Here is a 21,121-nt window from a genome sequence, read left to right as displayed (position 1 = left end):
GCCGGACTCCCGTCAGACCTCTTCGACGCTGCTCGGCTCACGCCGGGACAGGTCGATGCCAAGCTCCTCCGCAGCGCGGAAGACATCCTCGTCGGTGTCGCGCATCTCGATGGACATGCCGTCCGAGGACAGCACCTCCACGTTGAGGCACAGGGACTGCATCTCCTTGATGAGCACCTTGAAGGACTCGGGGATGCCGGGCTCGGGGATGTTCTCGCCCTTGACGATGGCCTCGTAGACCTTCACGCGGCCGGTGACGTCGTCGGACTTGATGGTCAGCAGCTCCTGGAGGGCGTAGGCGGCGCCGTAGGCCTCGAGGGCCCACACCTCCATCTCGCCGAAGCGCTGGCCACCGAACTGGGCCTTACCACCCAGCGGCTGCTGGGTGATCATCGAGTACGGACCGGTCGAGCGGGCGTGCAGCTTGTCGTCGACCAGGTGGTGCAGCTTCAGGATGTACATGTAGCCGACCGAGATCGGGTCCGGGAACGGCTCACCGGATCGGCCGTCGAACAGCCGCGCCTTGCCGGACGGGAGGACCAGGCGGTCGCCGTCGCGGTTCGGCAGGGTGTGCTCGAGCAGACCGGCCAGCTCGTCCTCGCGGGCACCGTCGAAGACCGGGGTCGCGACGTTGGTCCGCGCCGGAACCGAGTCGGCGCCGATGCCCTGCAGGCGCTGCGCCCACTCGTCCGCCAGGCCGGAGACGTCCCAGCCCTGGCTAGCGAGCCAGCCGAGGTGGATCTCCAAGACCTGTCCCGGGTTCATTCGGGACGGCACACCCAGCGGGTTGAGGATGATGTCGACCGGGGTGCCGTCCTCCAGGAACGGCATGTCCTCGATCGGCAGGATCTTCGAGATGACGCCCTTGTTGCCGTGGCGGCCGGCGAGCTTGTCACCGTCGGTGATCTTGCGCTTCTGCGCGACGTACACGCGCACCAGCTGGTTCACACCGGGGGGAAGCTCGTCGCCCTCCTCGCGGTCGAAGACGCGCACACCGATGACCTTGCCGGTCTCGCCGTGCGGCACCTTCAGCGAGGTGTCACGGACCTCACGGGCCTTCTCACCGAAGATCGCGCGCAGCAGACGCTCCTCGGGCGTCAGCTCGGTCTCACCCTTGGGCGTGACCTTGCCGACGAGGATGTCACCGGCGATGACCTCGGCACCGATACGGATGATGCCGCGCTCGTCGAGGTCGGCGAGGACCTCCTCGGAGACGTTCGGGATGTCCCGGGTGATCTCCTCGGGGCCGAGCTTGGTGTCACGGGCGTCGACCTCGTGCTCCTCGATGTGGATCGAGGAGAGGACGTCGTCCTGCACGAGGCGCTGCGACAGGATGATCGCGTCCTCGTAGTTGTGACCCTCCCACGGCATGAAGGCGACCAGCAGGTTCTTGCCCAGCGCCATCTCGCCGTTCTGGGTGGCCGGACCGTCGGCCAGGACCTGGCCCTCGATGATCCGGTCGCCCTCCTGGACGATGACCTTCTGGTTGACCGAGGTGCCCTGGTTGGACCGGGAGAACTTGGCCAGGCGGTACGTGATGTACGTGCCGTCGTCGTTGGCGGTGGTGATGTAGTCCGCGGAGACCTCCTGGACCACACCCGCCTTCTCCGCCTTGACCACGTCGCCGGCGTCGACCGCGGAGCGGTACTCCATGCCGGTGCCGACGAGCGGGGACTCGGACTTGATCAGCGGCACGGCCTGACGCATCATGTTCGCGCCCATGAGGGCACGGTTGGCGTCGTCGTGCTCCAGGAAGGGGATCATGGCGGTCGCGACCGACACCATCTGGCGCGGCGAGACGTCCATGTAGTCCACGTCGGAGCCGCCGACGTAGTCGACCTCGCCGCCCTTGCGGCGGACCAGCACGCGGGCCTCGGCGAAGCGGAGGTCGTCCGTCAGCGGCGCGTTGGCCTGCGCGATGACGAAGCGGTCCTCCTCGTCGGCGGTGAGGTAGTCGACCTCGTCGGTGACCTGGCCCTCGACGACCTTGCGGTACGGCGTCTCGATGAAGCCGAACGCGTTGACCCGGCCGTAGGAGGCCAGCGAGCCGATCAGACCGATGTTCGGGCCTTCCGGCGTCTCGATCGGGCACATCCGGCCGTAGTGCGAGGGGTGCACGTCACGGACCTCGAAGCCGGCCCGCTCACGGGAGAGACCACCCGGGCCGAGGGCGTTGAGACGACGCTTGTGCGTCAGCCCCGACAGCGGGTTGTTCTGGTCCATGAACTGGGACAGCTGGCTGGTGCCGAAGAACTCCTTGATGGAGGCGACGACCGGCCGGATGTTGATCAGGGTCTGCGGCGTGATCGCCTCGACGTCCTGGGTGGTCATGCGCTCGCGCACGACGCGCTCCATACGGGCGAGACCCGTACGGACCTGGTTCTGGATCAGCTCGCCGACACTGCGGATACGACGGTTGCCGAAGTGGTCGATGTCGTCGGTCTCGACCGGGATCGTGCGACCGGAGTCGCCGACGGTCTCGACCTCGCCGGCGTGCAGCTTCACCAGGTACTTGATCGAAGCGATGATGTCCTCGACGGTCAGGATGCCCGCGTCCAGCGGGGTGTCCGTACCCAGCTTCTTGTTGACCTTGTAGCGGCCGACCTTGGCGAGGTCGTAGCGCTTGGGGTTGAAGTACAGGTTCTCGAGGAGCGTCTGCGCGGCCTCACGCGTGGGGGGCTCGCCCGGGCGCAGCTTGCGGTAGATGTCGAGCAGCGCGTCGTCCTGGCCCTGGGTGTGGTCCTTCTCCAGGGTGGCGCGCATGGACTCGTACTCGCCGAACTCCTCCAGGATCTGCTCGGTGGTCCAGCCGAGCGCCTTGAGGAGGACGGTCACGGACTGCTTGCGCTTACGGTCGATGCGGACGCCGACCATGTCGCGCTTGTCGATCTCCATCTCCAGCCAGGCACCACGGGACGGGATGACCTTGGCGGAGAAGATGTCCTTGTCGGACGTCTTGTCGATGGTGGAGTCGAAGTAGACACCGGGGGAACGGACCAGCTGCGACACCACGACACGCTCGGTGCCGTTGATGACGAAGGTGCCCTTGTTCGTCATGAGCGGGAAGTCGCCCATGAAGACGGTCTGGGACTTGATCTCGCCGGTCTCGTTGTTGGTGAACTCGGCCGTGACGAAGAGCGGGGCGGCGTACGTGAAGTCGCGCTCCTTGCACTCGTCGATCGAGTTCTTCGGCGGCTCGAAGCGGTGGTCGCGGAAGGTCAGCGACATCGACCCGCTGAAGTCCTCGATCGGGGAGATCTCCTCGAAGATCTCCTCCAGACCGGACTTGGTGGGGACGTCCTGACCGGACTCCAGAGCCTCCTCGACACGAGCCTTCCACACGTCGTTGCCGAGCAGCCAGTCGAAGCTCTCGGTTTGCAACGCGAGAAGGTTCGGAACCTCAAGGGGCTCCTTGATCTTTGCAAAGGAGATGCGCAGCGGGGCGGTGCTGGCGCCGTTGTTCGTATTCGCGGTCGAGGCAGTGCGCGAGGCGGCCAAGAGGGGGTCCTTCCGAGGGCTCGGACTCACTACGCGCGTACCGGCCCCTCCCCCGCGCACAGAGACAGATGATGTCTGATCTGGCCAAAGGACCAAGTCAGAGATGATCTGTTTCTCGATGCTCGGGTGAGGGCAGACCCCTGGTGACGGGCAGGGGACAGCTAACAGGCAGCGCAAAGGGTCAGTGTAGCCACTTGGCACACTGATGTCCAGTGCGGGTTGTCGAGACCCTCATTGGCCCTCGTTGTTCTCAACACCTGCGACAAGGCCCTGCCCTCAACGCACGTTGATACTGCCCTCTTCGTCGCCGATCCATGCCTCGGATTCGGATCCTTGTTGTGACGACGCGTCCTGAGAATTGCGCGCTGCGTGCGGTTCGTCAAGGCCCCCCATGCCCAAAACCGGTTGCCACCAGGGGGACCCGGATGCCTGCGGCGACACGACGAAGATCACCCTACTCTCCGGTGCCTCACACGCAAGGCAGCCGCGACCGCAGGCCCGAAGACGCTGAAGAGCGACCACCCGATTGGATGATCGCTCTTCAGTGCTTGGGCGTTACAGGGCCCCTGGGGACCCCGTCACAAGGCCCCGCGGGACCCTGCGGAGGTGTTACTTGACCTCGACTGAGGCGCCGGCGCCCTCGAGGGCCTCCTTGGCCTTGTCAGCGGCGTCCTTGGCGACCTTCTCGAGCACCGGCTTCGGCGCGGCGTCGACCAGGTCCTTGGCCTCCTTCAGGCCCAGGGAGGTCAGCTCGCGCACGACCTTGATGACCTGGATCTTCTTGTCACCGGCACCGGTGAGGACGACGTCGAACTCGTCCTTCTCCGGCTCAGCCTCGGCGGCAGCGCCACCGGCGGCACCACCGGCGACGACGACCGGGGCAGCGGCGGCGGCCTCGACGTCGAACTTCGCCTCGAACGCCTTCACGAACTCGGAGAGCTCGATGAGGGTCATCTCCTCAAACTGCGCGAGCAGGTCTTCCTGGCTGAGCTTCGCCATGATGGCGGTCCTTCCACTAAATCGGCAGGTGCCGGGTGTACTGATGCGGCGGGCGTACGTCTGGCCCGCTCGATCGGCCTCCGCGTTCAGGCAGCGGCGGCCGGTGTGCGAGCCGAGTTACTCGGCACCGCCCTCTTCCTGCTTGGCGCGCAGCGCGTCCACGGTGCGGACGAGCTTCGTCGGCAGCGCCTGGAAGACGGAGGCAGCCTGGGACTGCTTCGCCTTGAAGGCACCGGCCAGCTTGGAAAGCAGGACCTCGCGGGACTCGAGGTCCGCAAGCTTCTTGATCTCGTCGGCGGTCATCGCCTTGCCGTCAAGGACACCGCCCTTGATGACGAGACTCGGGTTGTCCTTGGCGAAGTCACGCAGACCCTTCGCCGCCTCGACCGGGTCACCGGTCACGAAAGCGACCGCCGACGAACCCGCGAAGAGGTCGTCGAGCGCGGTGATCCCGGCCTCGCGGGCCGCAATCTTGGTCAGCGTGTTCTTCGCCACACGGTACTGAGCGTTCTCACCGAGTGAACGACGCAGCTGCTGGAGCTGCGCGACGGTGAGACCGGTGTACGCGGTAACGACGGCCGCGTTGGCGTTGCGGAACTTGTCCCGCATCTCCACGACGGCATCGACCTTGTCAGGCCTCGCCATGAGCCTCGGCCTCCTTCCGGGTGATTCGGACCGCGCGGACCCGAAGGAGGACTGGGGAAAACGAAACGCCCCGGGCGCAGGCGCACGGGGCGAAGCTCGACCGGCTGCACACACGTCCCGACGGACGCACATGCTCCAGGAGCTCTTCCACTGTCACCTGCGCGGGTCGTCCGCAGTTCAGCGGATCCTTCGGCCACCGCACCCTCATTCGAGCGTGCGGCAACGACCAGCGGTCTTTGGCTTCCGTCAGAGAGTACGTGCTTGACACGTAAGGCGTCAAAACGGGGTGGTTGTGTCAGCCCTCGGCGCTCCCCATGATCTCGGCCCACGTGAAGGACGTGATGCCGTCCGCGTGCGGGCGGAGCCGGTGCCGCTCAGGAGGCGTGCGGCAGGGGGGTACCGCCGGCCTGCTTTCTCACCAGGTCCTCGAAGTCCTCGGTATCGGCCGCCGGGGGTCTCTTCGCCGCGACCTGGACGCCGTAGTCGCCGTAGTGCGCGGTCTGGGTCAGCAGGCCCGTCGCCGTCCGCACCTTCTCCACCTTCTTGACCAGCAGGTCCTGGCCGTCGACCCACACGTCGACGGTCTCCGTGCTGACGCCGGCCTCGGTGAGCTGCTTCCGCAGTCCCGCGTCGGTGACGTCCGCCGCGTCGACCGTGCCCGAGTAGTGCGTCGTACGGCGGCCGCGGACCGTCTCCTCGCCGACCCTGCGGACGTCCCCGGAAGCCAGCAGGAGCTTCACGGACTGCTGGGGCGTGGTTCCCCGCATGTGCTCGGTGAGGAGGGCGCCGGAGGTGCCGGCGAGGTGCTCCAGATCGTCGTACGCGTACCGGATCCAGTGCCTTCCGCCGGAGTTCGCGGCGAACTTCTCGCCCATCCGCGCGTAGTAGGCGTCGGGGAGATAGCGGGCTTCCATCGAGGTGGTGCCGAGGCGGCGCATCGTGTCCGCCATCGTGCCGCCCGTGTACGTGATGGTGAGGGTGCCGGTGATGCCGTCGCCCCAGGAGAGTGTGCCGTCGGCCGTCATGGACATCAGGGAGCCCATGGTGGTCGTGGACTCCACCCGCGCGGAGTCGGCCCGGCCGGTGGAGCGCTCGGCGGTGCGCAGGGCGGCCAGGGAGGCGGGCCGCGGAGTGCTGCGGTGGGCGGCGTGGCCGTCCTTCCCGGGGCCGTCCTTTCCAGGACCGTCGGAGGAGGCGCAGGCCGCCGTGGCCGCCAGCGCGGCCGCCAGCGCGAGCGAGAGACTCACGCGGCGCACGGTCGTCCTCGTCATTGCTCCCACCCCTGCGTCCCCCTGTACGGATCCGGTGACCGTCCCGTGCTCTGCACGCTAGCGCAGGCCACTGACACTCGTTCCCCGAACGCCACAGCGGGCACACCTGGCGGCCACGGCCCCGGAAAAGGGGACGGGCCCCGCACCCTTGCAGGTGTGGGGCCCGTCGTCGAACCGGGTGAGCCGTCGGCTCAGACCGCGGCCGGGTCCTCCTCGACGAGGAGGTTGCGGGTGCGGTTCGGGTCGACCGGGATGCCGGGGCCCATCGTGGTGGTGATGGCGGCCTTCTTGATGTAACGGCCCTTGGCGGCGGAGGGCTTCAGACGCAGGATCTCGTCGATCGCGGCGCCGTAGTTCTCCACCAGCTTGGAGTCGTCGAAGGACGTCTTGCCGATGATGAAGTGCAGGTTCGCGTGCTTGTCGACACGGAACTCGATCTTGCCGCCCTTGATCTCGGTGACGGCCTTGGCGACGTCCGGGGTCACGGTGCCGGTCTTCGGGTTCGGCATCAGACCACGGGGACCGAGCACGCGGCCGAGGCGGCCGACCTTGCCCATGAGGTCCGGGGTGGCGACGACGGCGTCGAAGTCCAGGCGGCCCTTCGACACCTCGTCGATCAGCTCGTCGGAGCCGACGATGTCGGCGCCCGCGGCAGTCGCGGCCTCGGCACGGTCACCGGTCGCGAAGACCAGGACCCGGGCGGTCTTACCGGTGCCGTGCGGGAGGTTCACGGTGCCACGGACCATCTGGTCGGCCTTGCGCGGGTCGACACCCAGACGCAGGGCGACCTCGACGGTGCCGTCGAACTTGGTCGTGGAGGTGTCCTTGGCGAGACGGACGGCCTCGAGCGGGGCGTAGAGCTTCTCCCGGTCGACCTTGGCGTCCGCAGCGCGGAGAGACTTGCTGCGCTTGCTCACTGAAAGCTCCTGTGTGTTCTAGGAGTCGTGGTCCGGGCCGAGCAGGCCCTGCCACGGGTTGGCTTACGAGGTTGAGGGTCAGCCCTCGACCGTGACGCCCATGGAACGGGCGGTGCCGGCGATGATCTTCTCGGCGGCGTCCAGGTCGTTGGCGTTGAGGTCGGGCATCTTGGTGGTGGCGATCTCGCGGACCTGCTCGCGGGTGATCTTCGCGACCTTGGTCTTGTGCGGCTCGCCGGAGCCCTTCTCCACGCCCGCGGCCTTGAGGATCATCTTCGCGGCCGGCGGCGTCTTGGTGATGAAGGTGAAGGAACGGTCCTCGTAGACCGTGATCTCCACCGGGATGACCCAACCGCGCTGCGACTCGGTCGCGGCGTTGTAGGCCTTGCAGAACTCCATGATGTTCACGCCGTGCTGGCCCAGCGCGGGGCCGACCGGCGGGGCCGGGTTGGCGGCGCCGGCCTGGATCTGGAGCTTGATGAGCCCCGTGACCTTCTTCTTCTTGGGAGGCATTCCGGGTCCTCTCCCGTTTCGTTTGGTTTGCTTCACTACCCGAAGGCAACTGCCCACAGGCAACCGCACAACCTTAACGGGTAGGGTTGCGCAGCTTAAAACCGAGCAGGTCAGACAGGCTTCAGCAGCCTGTCTGACCTGGCCGGTGGCTCTCGTTCCAGAAGGTGCTAGTTCTTCTGGATCTGGTCGAAGCTCAGCTCGACCGGCGTCTCGCGGCCGAAGATCTCCACCAGGCCCTTGACCTTCTTCGAGTCGGGGTTGATCTCGTTGATGGTCGCCTGGAGGGTGGCGAACGGGCCGTCGGTGACGGTGACCGAGTCGCCCACCTCGAAGTCCAGCACCTGGACCTCGACCTTGCGCTGCGGCGCCGGCTTGCCCTCGGCCTCGGCGGCCTCGCGGGCGGCCTTCTCCTCGGCCTCGGGGGCGAGCATCTTGACGATCTCGTCCAGGGTCAGCGGGTACGGGTCGTAGGCGTTGCCCACGAAGCCGGTGACGCCGGGCGTGTTGCGGACGACGCCCCAGGACTCGTTGGTCAGGTCCATGCGGACCAGGACGTAACCCGGCAGCTTGTTCTGCTTGATCGTCTTGCGGTCGCCGTTCTTGATCTGGACGACCTCCTCCTGCGGCACCTCGGCCTGGAAGATGTAGTCCTCGACGTTCAGCGAGACGGCGCGCTGCTCCAGGTTGGTCTTCACGCGGTTCTCGTAACCGGCGTACGTGTGGATGACGTACCACTCGCCGGGCAGGGACTTCAGTTCCGCGCGGAGGGTCTCGACCGGGTCCTGCTCGGGCTCTTCCGCGGCCTCCGCCTCGTCCGCGGACACGGCGGATTCGTGGTCGGACTCCTCGGACCCCTCGGATTCCGCGGGCTCCTCGGCGGAGACGGCGGCCTCCTCGGCCGGCTCGTCCGTGGCGGCGTCGGCAGCCTCGACCTCGTCCAGGTCCTCGTCCGCGCCCTCAACGATGTCGAGCTCGTCTTCCACGGACGCATCCGGCTCGATTGCGTCGTTCACGTTCGGGTCAGACACGGTGGCTGCTTCTTCCTGGATACATAGGGGTGGAACACGCGAAAGGGGCGCCGGTGACGGCGCCCTTCGCTCTCGGCTCAGCCGAAGACGTACTTGGCGGCGTGGCTGAGCCCATAGTCAATCACGGTCACCAGGCCGATCATGATGGCCACGAAGATGATCACCACGGTCGTGTACGACGTCAGCTGGTTGCGCGTCGGCCAGACGACCTTGCGGAGCTCCGCGACGATCTGGCGGTAGAAGAGGGCAAGGCGCTTCAGCGGGCCCTTCTTGGCCCGCTTTCCGCCCTTGCGGTTCTTCTTCTTGGACTCCGGCGCCTCATCCTGGGCATCAGGCATGTCGATGGAGCCCACGGCGTCCGTCACTCGTCCTCACCTGATTCCGGGTCGTGGCCGTGCCGCGCCCGGTCTGAGCCGCACGGCGGTGCATTGCTGTACGTACATGCGCACACATCCTGGCGAAGGTGTGTGTAGCAGGGCCGGAGGGACTTGAACCCCCAACCGCTGGTTTTGGAGACCAGTGCTCTACCAATTGAGCTACGACCCTTTGCGTGCCCCCCAACGTACCGCATCCGTCCGAGTGCCGGTGTGCACCGGATGAGCGCGGGCCGCTGATGGCCAACGAGGTGAAAGTGTACGTGGTCCTGGGCCGGTCGTCGAACAGAAAAGGCCCGTGAGGGCCCCGGTCGGCCACTCGTTGGCCGAAGATCGCCCTGGCCGTGCCGTCGATACGGACTGTTGTTCCGGGGGTTGCCTGGCGTTGTTCAGTCTGTGAAACCCACGTGCCGCGCGCGTTTCCGGTCTGAAACGATGGGCCCCATGAGCGCTGCAAACCCTCCCACCGAGCGCCGGGTCTCCGCCCGAGTCGGCGCGATCTCCGAGTCCGCCACCCTCGCCGTGGACGCCAAGGCCAAGGCCCTGAAGGCCGCCGGACGTCCGGTGATCGGCTTCGGCGCCGGTGAGCCCGACTTCCCGACCCCCGACTACATCGTCGAGGCCGCGATCGAGGCCTGCAAGAACCCGAAGTACCACCGCTACACGCCGGCCGGCGGCCTGCCCGAGCTGAAGGCCGCGCTCGCCGCGAAGACGCTGCGCGACTCCGGCTACGAGCCGGACGTGTCGCAGATCCTGGTCACCAACGGCGGCAAGCAGGCCATCTACGAGGCCTTCGCCGCGATTCTCGACCCGGGCGACGAGGTGATCGTCCCGGCGCCGTACTGGACGACGTACCCCGAGTCGATCCGGCTCGCGGGCGGTGTCCCGGTCGAGGTGGTCGCCGACGAGACGACGGGCTACCGGGTGTCGGTGGAGCAGCTGGAGGCGGCCCGCACGGAGAAGACGAAGGTCGTCCTCTTCGTGTCGCCGTCCAACCCGACCGGTGCTGTGTACAGCGAGGCCGAGACCGACGCTATCGGCCGCTGGGCCCTGGAGCACGGGCTGTGGGTGCTGACCGACGAGATCTACGAGCACCTGGTGTACGGCGACGCCGCGTCCGTGTCGCTGCCCGCGCTGCTGCCGGAGCTGCGCGACAAGTGCGTCGTCGTCAACGGTGTCGCCAAGACGTACGCCATGACCGGCTGGCGGGTCGGGTGGATCATCGGTCCGAAGGACGTGGTGAAGGCCGCGACGAACCTGCAGTCGCACGCGACGTCGAACGTGTCGAACGTCGCGCAGGTGGCGGCGCTGGCCGCGGTTTCGGGTGACCTGGACGCGGTGGCGAAGATGCGGGAGGCGTTCGACCGGCGTCGCCGGACCATCGTGCGGATGCTGAACGAGATCGACGGTGTGGTGTGCCCGGAGCCGGAGGGTGCGTTCTATGCCTACCCGTCGGTGAAGGCGCTGATCGGCAAGGAGATCCGGGGCAAGCGGCCGCAGAACACGGTCGAGCTGGCCGCGATCGTCCTGGAGGAGGCCGAGGTGGCGGTGGTTCCGGGTGAGGCGTTCGGTACGCCGGGGTATCTGCGGCTGTCGTACGCGCTCGGGGACGAGGATCTCGTCGAGGGTGTGAGCCGGATGCAGAAGCTGCTGGCGGAGGCCAGGGACTGACGGTTCCCCTTGTTTCTGGGGGCACATACCAGTTTGGTATGTGCCCCCATTCACTTGTGCGAGCAAGACCACGTTCGGGGATTCCGCTACCGAGGTCGGCGGGGCGTGCGGCAGGATCCTGGGATGGAGCGTGTACGTGATGTCTCTGAGCTGCCGAAAGCGCATCTGCATCTGCACTTCACCGGGTCGATGCGGCCCGGCACCCTGCTGGAGCTTGCCGACAAGTACGGCGTGCGTCTGCCCGAAGCGCTGACCGAGGCGCTGACGAGCGGGGAACCGCCGAGACTGCGGGCGACGGACGAGCGGGGTTGGTTCCGCTTTCAGCGGCTGTACGACGCGGCGCGCTCGTGTCTGCGGGAGCCGGAGGACATCCAGCGGCTGGTGCGGGAGGCGGCTGAGGAGGATCTGCGGGACGGCTCCGGCTGGCTGGAGATCCAGGTGGATCCGACGTCGTACGCGCCTCGGCTGGGTGGGCTGATTCCGGCGCTGGAGGTCATCCTGGACGCGGTGGATTCGGCGGTGCGGGAGACCGGGCTGGGGATGCGGGTGCTGGTGGCCGCGAACCGGATGAAGCATCCGCTGGACGCGCGCACGCTGGCCCGGCTGGCGGTGCGGTACGCCGACCGGGGTGTGGTCGGCTTCGGCCTGTCGAACGACGAGCGTCGGGGTATGGCGCGGGACTTCGACCGGGCGTTCGCGATCGCGCGGGACGGGGGGCTGCTGTCGGCGCCGCACGGGGGCGAGCTGACCGGGCCGGCGTCGGTGCGGGACTGTCTGGACGACCTGGAGGCGGACCGGATCGGTCACGGGGTGCGGGCGGCGGAGAATCCGCGGCTGTTGAAGCGGCTGGCCGACAGGGGGGTGACGTGCGAGGTGTGTCCGGCGTCGAATGTCGCGCTGGGCGTGTACGAGAAGCCGGAGGACGTCCCCCTGCGCGGGCTCTACGATGCCGGTGTCCCCCTGGCCCTGGGCGCGGACGACCCCTTGCTGTTCGGCTCCCGCCTGGCGGCCCAGTACGAGATCGCCCGCCACCATCACGCCTTCACGGACGCGGAGCTTGCGGAACTGGCCCGGCAGTCGGTACGGGCATCGGCAGCGCCGGACGATGTGAAGACGAAGCTGCTGGCCGGGGTGGACGACTGGTTGTCGGCTGGGGTGGCGTAGCCGGTGCGGTGAGTGGTCGGGTGCGGGTTGTGTTGTATGCCTGCGGCGGCGTGCGCGGGTGGGGTGGGGGTGCGCGTAGCACCTGCCCGGCCCACCCCAACGCCGGGCGCCGGTGTCGGCACGGTGCGGCTACGGCTGGGTTATTCCGGTCAGCAGTGTGTGGGTGAGGCGTTGGGCGAAGTCGTCCAGTGGGGGGCGGCCATCGGCGCTGGCCTCGTACACGAAGGCTCGCTGGGCGCACGCACCGAGGAGGAGTGAGGCCGCCGCGACGGTGTCCGCTTCGGCGCTGACCCGCCCTGCGGCCTGTTCGGCGCGGAGATACGCGTCGAGGCCCTCGATCGGTATGTGCGGGCCCATACCCATCTCCCGCATCGCGGCGTCGTGCCGCCGCTTGAGCTGGGTCTCGGCGTACAGGGAGGCGGCGATCGGGAAGCTCTGCTCGTAGAAGAGGGCCGCCTGGCGGGCGATTTCGGTGAGGTTCTCCGCCAGCGTGCCCTGTCCCGGCTCGGCGGCCAGGCTGCGCAGGAGTGGGGTGAGTTGCGGCAGCCGCTCCGACAGGACGCGGATGAACAGTTCCTCCTTGCTCTCGAAGTACTTGTACAGCGCGGCCTCGGAACAGTCGGCGGCCCGGGCGATCTCCTTGGTCGTGGCGCGCGCCAGCCCCACGCTGAGCATCAGCTCGTGGGCGGCGTCCAGGATGCGGACGCGAGCCGGCCGCCGCCCCGGGGACTCGGTGGATGCCATGGGGGTCCCTTGCGCTTGACAGGTGAGTGAGTACTTACCCACCCTACAGGGAGAGGGTGAGTGAATACTCACCCACCAAGATGGGGGTACGTCATGAGGCTCACGATCTTCGGCGCCACCGGAGGTGTCGGCGGGGAGGTGGTCCGGCAGGCACTGAACGCCGGTCACCAGGTCACCGCGGTCGTACGGGATCCCGCGCGCCTGTCCGTGACCGGGGAGGGCCTGGAGGTGTTTCGGTCCGACCTGACCGACCCGGCGGCCGTACGCCCGGCGGTCGCGGGGCGGGATGCGGTGCTGTCCGGGCTGGGGGCCCGCAGCCGCAGGGGCGCAGGCGTGGCGACCCGGCTGACCCGCACGGTTCTGGACGCCATGGAGGCGGAGGGGACGCGACGGCTGCTGGTGGTGAGCGCGGCGCCGGTCGGGCCCGAGCCGGAGGGCGACGGCCTCCTGGCCCGGGCCGTGCGCGGCGTCGTCTCCGCCGTCCTCAAGGACGTCTACGTCGACCTGCGGGCGATGGAGGACGCGATGGCCCGCAGCTCCACGGACTGGACGGCCGTACGGCCGCCGCGGCTGCTGGACAAGCCGGTCGGCGGGGTGTACCGGTCGGTCGTCGGGGGGTTTCCGGTGAAGGGGCGGTTCATCGGGCGCGCCGACGTGGCCCACGCGATGCTGGCGATGGTGGACGACGCGGCCACCGTGAAGCAGGGCGTGGGCGTGGCCTACTGAGGGGGTTCGGGACCTTCAGAGAGACTGACTCCGACTGTCACCGGCTCATTGACCAGCGTGATGCCGAAGGCGTCGCGGACGCCGGCGACGACCTCGCGGGCCAGGGCCAGGAGGTCCTCCGTGGTCGCCCCGCCCCGGTTGGTGAGCGCGAGCGTGTGCTTGGTGGAGATGCGGGCGGGGCCGGTGCCGTAGCCCTTGGTGAAGCCCGCCTTGTCGATGAGCCAGGCCGCGGAGGTCTTGGTGCGGCCCTCCCCCGCCGGGTACGCGGGCGGCTCGGCGTCGGGGCCCAGGCGCTCACTCACGCGCGCGCGGAACGCGGCGAACTCGGCTTCGGTGAGGATCGGGTTGGTGAAGAACGAACCGGCGGACCAGGTGTCGTGGTCCTCGGGGTCCAGGACCATGCCCTTCCCGGCGCGCAGCTTGAGCACCGTGTCGCGGGCCGCGTCGAGCGCTACGCGCTCGCCTGGGTCGACGCCGAGGGTCCGGGCCGTCTCGGCGTACTTGAGGGGGCCCGACAGCCCGTCGGCGTCCTCCAGCTCGAAGCGGACGCGCAGGACGACGAACCGCTCGGGGTCGGCCTTGAAGCGGCTGTGGCGGTAGGAGAAGGCACAGTCCGCGTTCGGGATGGTGACCGTCATGCGGGTCCTCCGGTCGTACGCGATCACCTCGGTGATCGTCGAGGAGACCTCCTGGCCGTACGCGCCGACGTTCTGGATCGGGGTCGCGCCCGCCGAGCCGGGGATGCCGGCCAGGCACTCGACGCCGGCGAGCCCGGCCTCGACCGTGCGGGCGACGGCGTCGGTCCACACCTCGCCGGCGGCCAGCTCCAGCCGCGTGCCGTCGAGGGCGAAGCCCTTGGTGGCGATGACGAGTGCGGTGCCCTCGAAGCCCTTGTCGCCGATGACCAGGTTCGAGCCGCCGCCGATGAGCAGCAGGGGCGTGCCGGTGTCATCGGCCTCCCGGAGGGCGGCGACCACCTCGGCGTCGGTCGTCGCGGTGACCAGCCGGGTGGCGGGGCCGCCCAGCCGGAAGGTGGTCAGCGGGGCGAGGGGGGCGTCGTGGAGTTCCTGCACGCCGATAAGAGTACGAGACGGTACTGACAGGGGCTGCCACACGGAGCAGGTACGACAGTTCGTAGGTGCCCACGCGCGCGTACGGCCCCGCTCGTGAGAAACAGGGCCGCACGCGCGCGTGCCGCTCATGTCAGGTGCCGGAAGGCCTCCGCCCAGCCGAGCGGGAGGTCGTCGCTCTTCGCCGTCCAGGTGACGAACTTCGCGTCCTGCATCTGCGGGACCAGGCCCCGGGACGTGGGTGCGTGGGCGCCGGAGCGGGCGAACCCCCTGAGCGCCTCCGGCGACTCCCAGGCGGACAGCGTCCAGAAGGTCACTAACTAAGTCAAGGGATCCCGGTTGGCGGTCCGGCCCCGCCGGTGTGCCGCGACGCGCTCCCGGGTGGCACAGCGGCGCGAGCAGTAATGGCGCTCCGGGCCGCGCCCCTGGGTCAGGAAGACGTTCCCACAGCTCGGCGAGGCGCAGATCCGGCCGGGTGGGCGCTGGCGGTCCCAGACCAGTACGGTCAGCGCCAGGCACGAGGAGGCGAGGAACCACTCCCCCCAGGGGGCGTCGTCGTCGCGGTCGAGATGCGGATGCCAGGGCGCGCGGCCGCCGTGCGAGGTCAGGCGGAGCGGACCGGTGCGGTCCGGCAGGAGCCGGTTGAGGGTGGTGGCCGCTTGGTCCACGTGCTCGGCGGCGAAGACCTCCCGGAGCAGGACGGCGGCCTCGCGCATCGCGGTGACGTCCCGCGTGGTGAGGCCGAGGGAGTCGGTCTCGCCGTAGGCGCGCAGCACCTCCGCGACAGCCTCGGCAGTCGGGGTGTCGCCTCCGGTCAGGACGTTGACCAGGGCGGCGGCGCGCTGGGCGACAGCCGAGACGGAGTGGCGGGTGGACCAGTCGCGCGGGGTGGACGACACGGATCGATTGTAACGCATATTGCTCACCTTTGAGTTACCTCCGTAACGTCCATCCGATGGAGAGACGTTACGGACTACGGGTCCATCTCGCCGGTGCGACCGTGGCACGGATCGGGGACGACATGTCCGGTCCCGCGCTGCTGCTGGCCGGTTTCGCGGTCGCGGGGTCGGCGGCGGAGGCGTCCTCGCTGCTCGCGGGGCTCACGGTCGCCGCCGCGGTGGGCGGGCCGGTGCTCGGGGTGCTCCTCGACCGGGCGGTACGGCCGGGCCGCGTGCTGGCCGTCGCGCTCGCCCTGTACGGGGCGGGACTGGCCGTGGTTCTCACGGGGCTGGGCCGCTGGCCGGTCGCCGTCACTCTCCTGATCGCCGTGGTCACGGGCCTGTTCGGGCCTGCCCTGGCGGGCGGCTGGACGGCCCAGTTGCCCAGGGTGGCGCCGTCGCAGCGCCTGCCGCGCGCGACCGCGCTCGACGCGATGACGTTCAGTGCCGCCGGTCTGGCCGGGCCCGCCCTCGCAGGCGGCGCGGCGGAACTGCTCGGGGCGCCGGCCGCGGTGGTGGTGTCCGTCGTACTCATCGGGCTGGCCCTGCCCGCCGCTTGGCGGTTACCCACGCGGGCGGGGACTCCCCCGCAGGCCGCTCCGGTGGCCGGTGCCGTCGTCGCCGGGCTGCGCTGCATCGTGCGCCACCGGCCTCTGGCCGCGGCCACCCTCGTCTCGGTGGTGTCCTGCACGGCCGAGGGCATGCTGGTCGCCTGCGCTCCCGTGCTGGGCGAGCGGGTCCTCGGCGCGGCGGGTCACGGCACGATGCTGCTGTCGTGCGTCGCCGTCTCGGCGCTGGCGGCCAACGCCGCCCTGGCACGGTTTCCGGCCGTACTCGCGCCCGACACGATCGTGTGGGCCGGTGCCCTGGTCCAGGCCACCGCGCTCGCCCTGGCCGCGACCGGTCACCCGGCGCTCGTCATCGCCGCCGCCCTGGTCGCCGGCGCCGGTGAAGGCCCGCAGCTCACCGCCCTGTTCGCGGTACGGCACCGGGAGGCGCCGGACCATCTGCGCGGCCAGATCTTCACCACGGGCGCCAGCCTGAAGATCACGGGGTTCGCCGTGGGCGCGGCAGTCGCCGGGCCGCTCGCCTCCCGGTCGCTGTCCGGCGCGCTGGTGACGGCGGCGGGCGTGTCGGCCCTGGCGGCGCTGGCCCACTTCGCGGTCGCCCCCTGTCGCAGGGGGCGCTCGGAGGCTGACCTCAAGGAACAGGGGTACATAGGGAGGCACGAGTAAGGGGCGCCCTCCTTGACGAGGCGCCCCTTACACAGTCGTACGACACACAGGTCGCGACGCAGTCGTACGGCAAAACTGTCCCCGTCAGACCAGCCGTACGACCGCCCGTGACATGCCCAGCACCTTCTGCCCGGCGCTGGTCGCCGTCAGGTCCACGCGGACCGTGTTGTCGTCGAGCTTGGCCGCGACCTTGCCGCTGACCTCGATCACGGCGCCCGCGTCGTCGTTGGGGACGACGACGGGCTTGGTGAAGCGGACGCCGTACTCCACGACCGCGCCCGGGTCGGCGACCCAGTCGGTGACCACCCTGATCGCCTCGGCCATGGTGAACATGCCGTGCGCGATGACGTCAGGCAGGCCGACCTCCTTGGCGAACTTCTCGTTCCAGTGGATCGGGTTGAAGTCGCCGGAGGCGCCCGCGTACTGCACGAGGGTGGCGCGGGTCACGGGGAAGCTCTGTGCGGGCAGTTCGGTGCCGACCTCGACGTCGGCGTACGCGATCTTCGCCGTCATGGTCACGCCTCCTCGGCCGCGCGGGCCACGAGCTTGGTCCAGGCGGTGACGACGTGCTCGCCGGCCTCGTCGTGCACCTCGCCGCGGACGTCCAGGATGTCGTTGCCTGCCAGGGACTTGATCGCCTCGATCGTCGAGGTGATCGTCAGCCGGTCGCCGGCGCGCACGGGGCGGGCGTAGGCGAACTTCTGGTCGCCGTGCACCACCCGGCTGTAGTCCAGGCCCAGCTGGGGATCGGCGACGACCTGCCGCGCGGCCTTGAAGGTGATCGCGAACACGAACGTCGGCGGCGCGATCACGTCGGGATGGCCGAGCGCCTTGGCGGCCTCCGCGTCCGTGTACGCCGGGTTGGCGTCCCCGATCGCGTCGGCGAACTCACGGATCTTCTCCCGGCCCACCTCGTAGGGCGCGGTGGGCGGATAGGTCCGCCCCACGAAGGACTGGTCGAGCGCCATGGCTCGGCACCTCCTGCTGATGTCTGCTGGGTTGGCCTGCGGTCGGCTCACCTGCGATCGACCTGCGAACCGACCGGTGACCGGCCGGACGAAACGACGCGAGGCCGCCCCCGATTGCGCGGGGACGGCCTCGTGTACGAGCCTGTTTTATCGCGTTTCGCGGTGCGCGGTGTGCGCGTTGCAACGCGGGCAGTGCTTCTTCATCTCAAGACGGTCCGGGTTGTTACGCCGGTTCTTCTTGGTGATGTAGTTCCGCTCCTTGCACTCCACGCAGGCCAGCGTGATCTTCGGGCGGACGTCGGTGGCAGCCACGTGAGTGCTCCTTGACGAACGGATGGACTGATATAACGCAAGAAGAGTAGCCGATCGAAGGACCGACCCCGCAATCGGCTACTGTCAGTAGCGGTGACCGGACTTGAACCGGTGACACAGCGATTATGAGCCGCTTGCTCTACCGACTGAGCTACACCGCTTTGATGCGATCTGGCCCGCCTCACGGCGGAAACCTTCACACCAGAGCCCCAAAACGGAATCGAACCGTTGACCTTCTCCTTACCATGGAGACGCTCTGCCGACTGAGCTATTGGGGCGAGCGATGAAGACATTACACGCTCCGCCGCCGTTCGCCCAAATCCGTTTGGGCGGGCCCACCGGGCCCGGATCACCCACCGGTTCCACGCACGTTTTCCCAGGCCTCGCCCGCCTCTCCGCTACGGGGACCACACCGGTACGACTATTGCGCTCCTCCCCGCCACAGGCAGGCCGCCAGCCTAGGCTCGACTCACTCTGCGTGATCTTGCGTCCCCCACTGCGCAGCCCCGAGCCGAGGAACGCGATGCCCGACAGCCGACCGCAGCCACCGCCCCGCCCGCCGTCGTCATCCACCTCGGGTCCTGCCGAGTCCGGCTCCCTGCTGCTGTGCGGAGCGCGGCTGACCGACGGCCGGACCGTGGACGTACGGCTGAGCGGCGGGCGCATCGAGGCGGTGGGCACGGCCGGCAGCCTGACGGCCGGTGACCCACACGCGCGCGTGGACCTGAACGGCTACCTCCTCCTCCCGGCCCCGGCCGAGCCGCACGCCCACGCCGACACGGCCCTGTCGGCCGACGACGGCGGACCGGTCTCGTACGAATCCCGGGACATCCAGCGCCGGGCGACGGAAGCCGCGCTGCTGCAACTCGGGCACGGCGCGACCTTTGTGCGGGCACATGTGCGCGTGGGGGACGTCCAGGGGCTGGACGCGCTGGGCGCGGTCTTGCAGGCCCGGCGGGCGCTGCGCGGGCTGGCGGAGCTGACGACGGTGGCGGTGCCGCGCGTACTGACCGGGGCGGCCGGGGCCGACGGGCTGGCGATGCTGCGGGACGCGGTGAAGATGGGCGCCTCCGTAGTGGGCGGCTGTCCGGACCTGGACCCCGATCCGACCGGTTATGCGGAGGCGGTCCTGGAGGTCGCCGCCGAGCACGGCTGCCCCGTCGACCTGCACACCGACGCCGCCGACCCGGCGCGCCTGGCCCGGTTCGCGGCGATGGCGGGCGGGCTGCGCCCCGGGGTGACGCTCAGTCCGTGCGGCGGTCTCGGCCGGCTGCCCGCCGAGGTGGCCTCCCGGACCGCGGACCAGCTCGCCGCGGCCGGGGTGAGGGTCGTGTGCCTGCCGCAGGGCGGCTGCGGGAGCGCGGAGCGCCGCAGCACGGCTCCGGTACGGCTGCTGCGTGCGGCCGGGGTGCGGCTCGCCGCCGGGAGCGGCGCGCTGCGGGACGTGTCCAACCCCGTGGGGCGCGGCGACCCCCTGGAGGCGGCGTATCTGCTGGCCTCCCGGCACGGGCTGCGCCCCGAGGACGCGTACGACGCCGTGAGCGCGTCCGCGCGCGCGGTGCTGGGCCTGCCCGAGGTGCGCGTGGAGGCCGGCTTCCCGGCCGAGCTCCTGGCAGTGCGCGGCGACCGGCTCGCGGGGGCGCTGGCGCCGGCGTACAGCCGGATCGTGGTGCACCGGGGGCGCGTGGTGGCGCGGACCAGCGCGGTGCGGGAGTACTGCGGTTCGGTGGCGTCGGCGGAGCTGGGGCTGCCGCGGCAGGGGCGCGGGGTATTGCCGTAGGTCGGGGAGCTGCCCTGGGGCAGGGATGGCGTTGTAGGTCGGGGAGCTGTCGTAGGGCTCCGTCACGCGTGGTCGGCGCGTGGCCGAACTCGTGCGGCGGATGCGGCCGTCCGGGCGTACGGTCGAAGACATGCGCATTGTCATCGCTGGTGGTCATGGTCAGATCGCGTTGCGGCTGGAACGGCTGCTCGCCGCGCGCGGGGACGAGGTCGCGGGGATCGTCCGCAAGGCCGAACAGGCCGACGATCTGCGGCAGGCCGGCGCCGAACCCCTGGTCCTCGACCTGGAGTCGGCCTCGGTCGACGAGGTCGCCGAGCGGCTGCGGGGCGCGGACGCGGCGGTCTTCGCGGCGGGCGCGGGCCCGGGCAGCGGAACGGCCCGCAAGGACACGGTCGACAAGAACGCGGCCGTCCTCTTCGCGGACGCTGCGGTCCGGGCGGGCGTACGGCGCTTCGTGGTCGTGTCGTCCATGGGCGCCAACCCGAAGCACGAGGGCAGCGAGGTCTTCGACGTGTACCTGCGCGCCAAAGGCGAGGCGGACGCGTACGTGCGCGGCCTCGACGCCCTGGACTGGACGATCCTGCGCCCCGGTCAGCTGACGAACGACGCCGGCACCGGCTTGGTCCGCCTGGAGGCGCACACCGGCCGCGGCCCGGTCCCGCGCGACGACGTGGCCGCCGTACTGGCGGAGTTGGTGGACACCCCGGCGACGGCCGGACTGACCCTGGAGCTGATCAGCGGGTCGGCGCCGGTGTCGGTTGCTGTCAAGTCGGTGGCGGGGAACTGACCATGGCGGAAACGGGGGTTCCGGCCGTACGGGAAGCGCTGCTGCGGCGGATGTACGAGGTGTTCTCGACCGAGGGGCGGGACGCGTTCATCCCCGAGTGCCTGGCGGCCGACGTAAACTGGCCCGACGTCCTGCACGGCACACGCCTGCGCGGCCGGGATGCGGTACGCGCCTACTGGGCACGGCAGTTCGCGGCCGGGCATCCGCTCGTACGGCTGGAGGGGCTGCGGCTCGACGCGGACGGCGAGGCGGTGGTGGCGACTGTACGGCCCAGGATGCGCGACGCGTCGGGCGACCAGTGGGCGCCGGAGACGGTCGAGCATGTGTACCGGTTCGGCGGGGACGGGCTGGTGACGCGGATGGATGTGCGGGCGACGGTGCCCTAGGCCAGCCCTAGGCCCAATGCCGTGTAGTTAGGGCTTGCCGGGAAACAAGCCGTGGCTTCGGGCCTTGGTCCTCGTTGTTGTGGTATGGGGAGACC

At 69.6% G+C, this 21,121-nt stretch carries 21 protein-coding genes, 3 tRNA genes and 1 pseudogene; 7 read left to right on the top strand and 18 right to left on the bottom strand.

Going from position 1 to position 21,121, the window contains the following annotated elements; genetic code table 11:
- Window positions 1-12: 12 nt before the first annotated feature.
- The 9 genes from rpoB to H8R17_RS30550 all read right to left on the bottom strand — a co-directional run bounded on the left by rpoB (window position 13) and on the right by H8R17_RS30550 (window position 9,417).
- On the bottom strand, window positions 13-3,498 hold the full coding sequence (gene rpoB / locus H8R17_RS30590) for a DNA-directed RNA polymerase subunit beta (protein WP_187826468.1): 3,486 nt from the start codon (window positions 3,496-3,498) through the stop codon (window positions 13-15).
- A 609-nt stretch (window positions 3,499-4,107) separates the two neighbouring features.
- Window positions 4,108-4,497: a 50S ribosomal protein L7/L12 gene (gene rplL, locus H8R17_RS30585; RefSeq protein WP_187826467.1), complete on the bottom strand. Its 390-nt coding sequence runs from the start codon at window positions 4,495-4,497 to the stop codon at window positions 4,108-4,110.
- A 117-nt stretch (window positions 4,498-4,614) separates the two neighbouring features.
- Window positions 4,615-5,142 carry a 50S ribosomal protein L10 gene (rplJ, locus tag H8R17_RS30580; protein WP_187826466.1) on the bottom strand — a complete coding sequence of 176 codons (528 nt, stop codon included), beginning with the start codon at window positions 5,140-5,142 and terminating at the stop codon, window positions 4,615-4,617.
- A 374-nt stretch (window positions 5,143-5,516) separates the two neighbouring features.
- Window positions 5,517-6,413, bottom strand: coding sequence for a hypothetical protein (locus H8R17_RS30575; protein WP_187826465.1), 897 nt, complete (start codon window positions 6,411-6,413; stop codon window positions 5,517-5,519).
- Window positions 6,414-6,604: 191 nt separating this feature from the next.
- Complete coding sequence (rplA, locus tag H8R17_RS30570) at window positions 6,605-7,330, bottom strand: 50S ribosomal protein L1 (RefSeq protein ID WP_187826464.1); 726 nt, start codon at window positions 7,328-7,330, stop codon at window positions 6,605-6,607.
- Window positions 7,331-7,408: 78 nt separating this feature from the next.
- Window positions 7,409-7,843 (bottom strand): 50S ribosomal protein L11, encoded by a 435-nt coding sequence (gene rplK, locus H8R17_RS30565; RefSeq protein WP_019525223.1) that lies wholly within the window; start codon window positions 7,841-7,843, stop codon window positions 7,409-7,411.
- Window positions 7,844-8,010: 167 nt separating this feature from the next.
- Entirely contained in the window at window positions 8,011-8,871 is an 861-nt protein-coding gene (gene nusG, locus H8R17_RS30560) for a transcription termination/antitermination protein NusG (protein WP_187826463.1), read from the bottom strand.
- Window positions 8,872-8,948: 77 nt separating this feature from the next.
- Window positions 8,949-9,236: a preprotein translocase subunit SecE gene (secE, locus tag H8R17_RS30555; RefSeq protein WP_187826462.1), complete on the bottom strand. Its 288-nt coding sequence runs from the start codon at window positions 9,234-9,236 to the stop codon at window positions 8,949-8,951.
- Window positions 9,237-9,344: 108 nt separating this feature from the next.
- A tRNA-Trp gene (locus tag H8R17_RS30550) sits at window positions 9,345-9,417 on the bottom strand.
- Between the two features lie 272 nt (window positions 9,418-9,689).
- On the opposite strand from H8R17_RS30550, the gene H8R17_RS30545 reads away from it, so the two are divergent.
- Window positions 9,690-10,916: a pyridoxal phosphate-dependent aminotransferase gene (locus H8R17_RS30545; RefSeq protein WP_187826461.1), complete on the top strand. Its 1,227-nt coding sequence runs from the start codon at window positions 9,690-9,692 to the stop codon at window positions 10,914-10,916.
- Window positions 10,917-11,039: 123 nt separating this feature from the next.
- Window positions 11,040-12,080, top strand: a complete 1,041-nt coding sequence (locus H8R17_RS30540) for an adenosine deaminase (protein ID WP_187826460.1) — start codon at window positions 11,040-11,042, stop codon at window positions 12,078-12,080.
- 129 nt (window positions 12,081-12,209) lie between these two features.
- On the opposite strand, the gene H8R17_RS30535 is transcribed toward H8R17_RS30540, so the two are convergent.
- The gene (locus tag H8R17_RS30535; protein ID WP_187826459.1) at window positions 12,210-12,824 is read right to left on the bottom strand and encodes a TetR/AcrR family transcriptional regulator; all 615 of its coding nucleotides are present in this window, start codon (window positions 12,822-12,824) and stop codon (window positions 12,210-12,212) included.
- 93 nt (window positions 12,825-12,917) lie between these two features.
- Between H8R17_RS30535 and H8R17_RS30530 the strand changes: the two genes are divergently transcribed.
- Window positions 12,918-13,550, top strand: coding sequence for an NAD(P)-dependent oxidoreductase (locus H8R17_RS30530; protein ID WP_187826458.1), 633 nt, complete (start codon window positions 12,918-12,920; stop codon window positions 13,548-13,550).
- Here the strand turns inward: H8R17_RS30530 and H8R17_RS30525 are convergent.
- From H8R17_RS30525 to H8R17_RS30515, 3 genes and pseudogenes are all read right to left on the bottom strand, one after another.
- On the bottom strand, window positions 13,544-14,623 hold the full coding sequence (locus tag H8R17_RS30525; protein ID WP_187826457.1) for a UDP-N-acetylmuramate dehydrogenase: 1,080 nt from the start codon (window positions 14,621-14,623) through the stop codon (window positions 13,544-13,546). The genes H8R17_RS30530 and H8R17_RS30525 overlap by 7 nt on opposite strands.
- Window positions 14,624-14,748: 125 nt before the next feature.
- Window positions 14,749-14,934 (bottom strand): annotated as a pseudogene (locus H8R17_RS30520) (DUF3291 domain-containing protein); the annotation flags it as partial.
- A gap of 6 nt (window positions 14,935-14,940) precedes the next feature.
- Window positions 14,941-15,537 (bottom strand): CGNR zinc finger domain-containing protein, encoded by a 597-nt coding sequence (locus H8R17_RS30515; protein ID WP_187826456.1) that lies wholly within the window; start codon window positions 15,535-15,537, stop codon window positions 14,941-14,943.
- Window positions 15,538-15,575: 38 nt separating this feature from the next.
- Between H8R17_RS30515 and H8R17_RS30510 the strand changes: the two genes are divergently transcribed.
- Entirely contained in the window at window positions 15,576-16,793 is a 1,218-nt protein-coding gene (locus H8R17_RS30510) for an MFS transporter (protein WP_187826455.1), read from the top strand.
- 84 nt (window positions 16,794-16,877) lie between these two features.
- On the opposite strand, the gene H8R17_RS30505 is transcribed toward H8R17_RS30510, so the two are convergent.
- The 5 genes from H8R17_RS30505 to H8R17_RS30485 form a co-directional block, all read right to left on the bottom strand.
- Window positions 16,878-17,306 carry a MaoC family dehydratase gene (locus H8R17_RS30505; RefSeq protein WP_187826454.1) on the bottom strand — a complete coding sequence of 143 codons (429 nt, stop codon included), beginning with the start codon at window positions 17,304-17,306 and terminating at the stop codon, window positions 16,878-16,880.
- Between the two features lie 2 nt (window positions 17,307-17,308).
- The gene (locus tag H8R17_RS30500; RefSeq protein WP_187826453.1) at window positions 17,309-17,761 is read right to left on the bottom strand and encodes a MaoC family dehydratase N-terminal domain-containing protein; all 453 of its coding nucleotides are present in this window, start codon (window positions 17,759-17,761) and stop codon (window positions 17,309-17,311) included.
- Between the two features lie 147 nt (window positions 17,762-17,908).
- Complete coding sequence (gene rpmG, locus H8R17_RS30495) at window positions 17,909-18,073, bottom strand: 50S ribosomal protein L33 (RefSeq protein WP_003948671.1); 165 nt, start codon at window positions 18,071-18,073, stop codon at window positions 17,909-17,911.
- An 88-nt stretch (window positions 18,074-18,161) separates the two neighbouring features.
- Window positions 18,162-18,234: transfer RNA gene (locus tag H8R17_RS30490), tRNA-Met, on the bottom strand.
- Window positions 18,235-18,278: 44 nt separating this feature from the next.
- Window positions 18,279-18,351 (bottom strand) — tRNA-Thr (locus H8R17_RS30485).
- A gap of 245 nt (window positions 18,352-18,596) precedes the next feature.
- On the opposite strand from H8R17_RS30485, the gene H8R17_RS30480 reads away from it, so the two are divergent.
- From H8R17_RS30480 to H8R17_RS30470, 3 genes are all read left to right on the top strand, one after another.
- Window positions 18,597-19,853 carry an amidohydrolase family protein gene (locus H8R17_RS30480; protein ID WP_187826452.1) on the top strand — a complete coding sequence of 419 codons (1,257 nt, stop codon included), beginning with the start codon at window positions 18,597-18,599 and terminating at the stop codon, window positions 19,851-19,853.
- 130 nt (window positions 19,854-19,983) lie between these two features.
- The gene (locus tag H8R17_RS30475; protein WP_187826451.1) at window positions 19,984-20,640 is read left to right on the top strand and encodes an SDR family oxidoreductase; all 657 of its coding nucleotides are present in this window, start codon (window positions 19,984-19,986) and stop codon (window positions 20,638-20,640) included.
- A 2-nt stretch (window positions 20,641-20,642) separates the two neighbouring features.
- Window positions 20,643-21,026 (top strand): nuclear transport factor 2 family protein, encoded by a 384-nt coding sequence (locus tag H8R17_RS30470; protein WP_187826450.1) that lies wholly within the window; start codon window positions 20,643-20,645, stop codon window positions 21,024-21,026.
- Window positions 21,027-21,121: the final 95 nt, after the last annotated feature.

The organism is Streptomyces sp. TRM68367 (assembly GCF_014495685.1).
GTDB lineage: Bacteria > Actinomycetota > Actinomycetes > Streptomycetales > Streptomycetaceae > Streptomyces.
The sequence above is the reverse complement of the archived record's forward strand: the minus strand, read 5'-3'. Positions and strand labels throughout refer to the sequence as shown.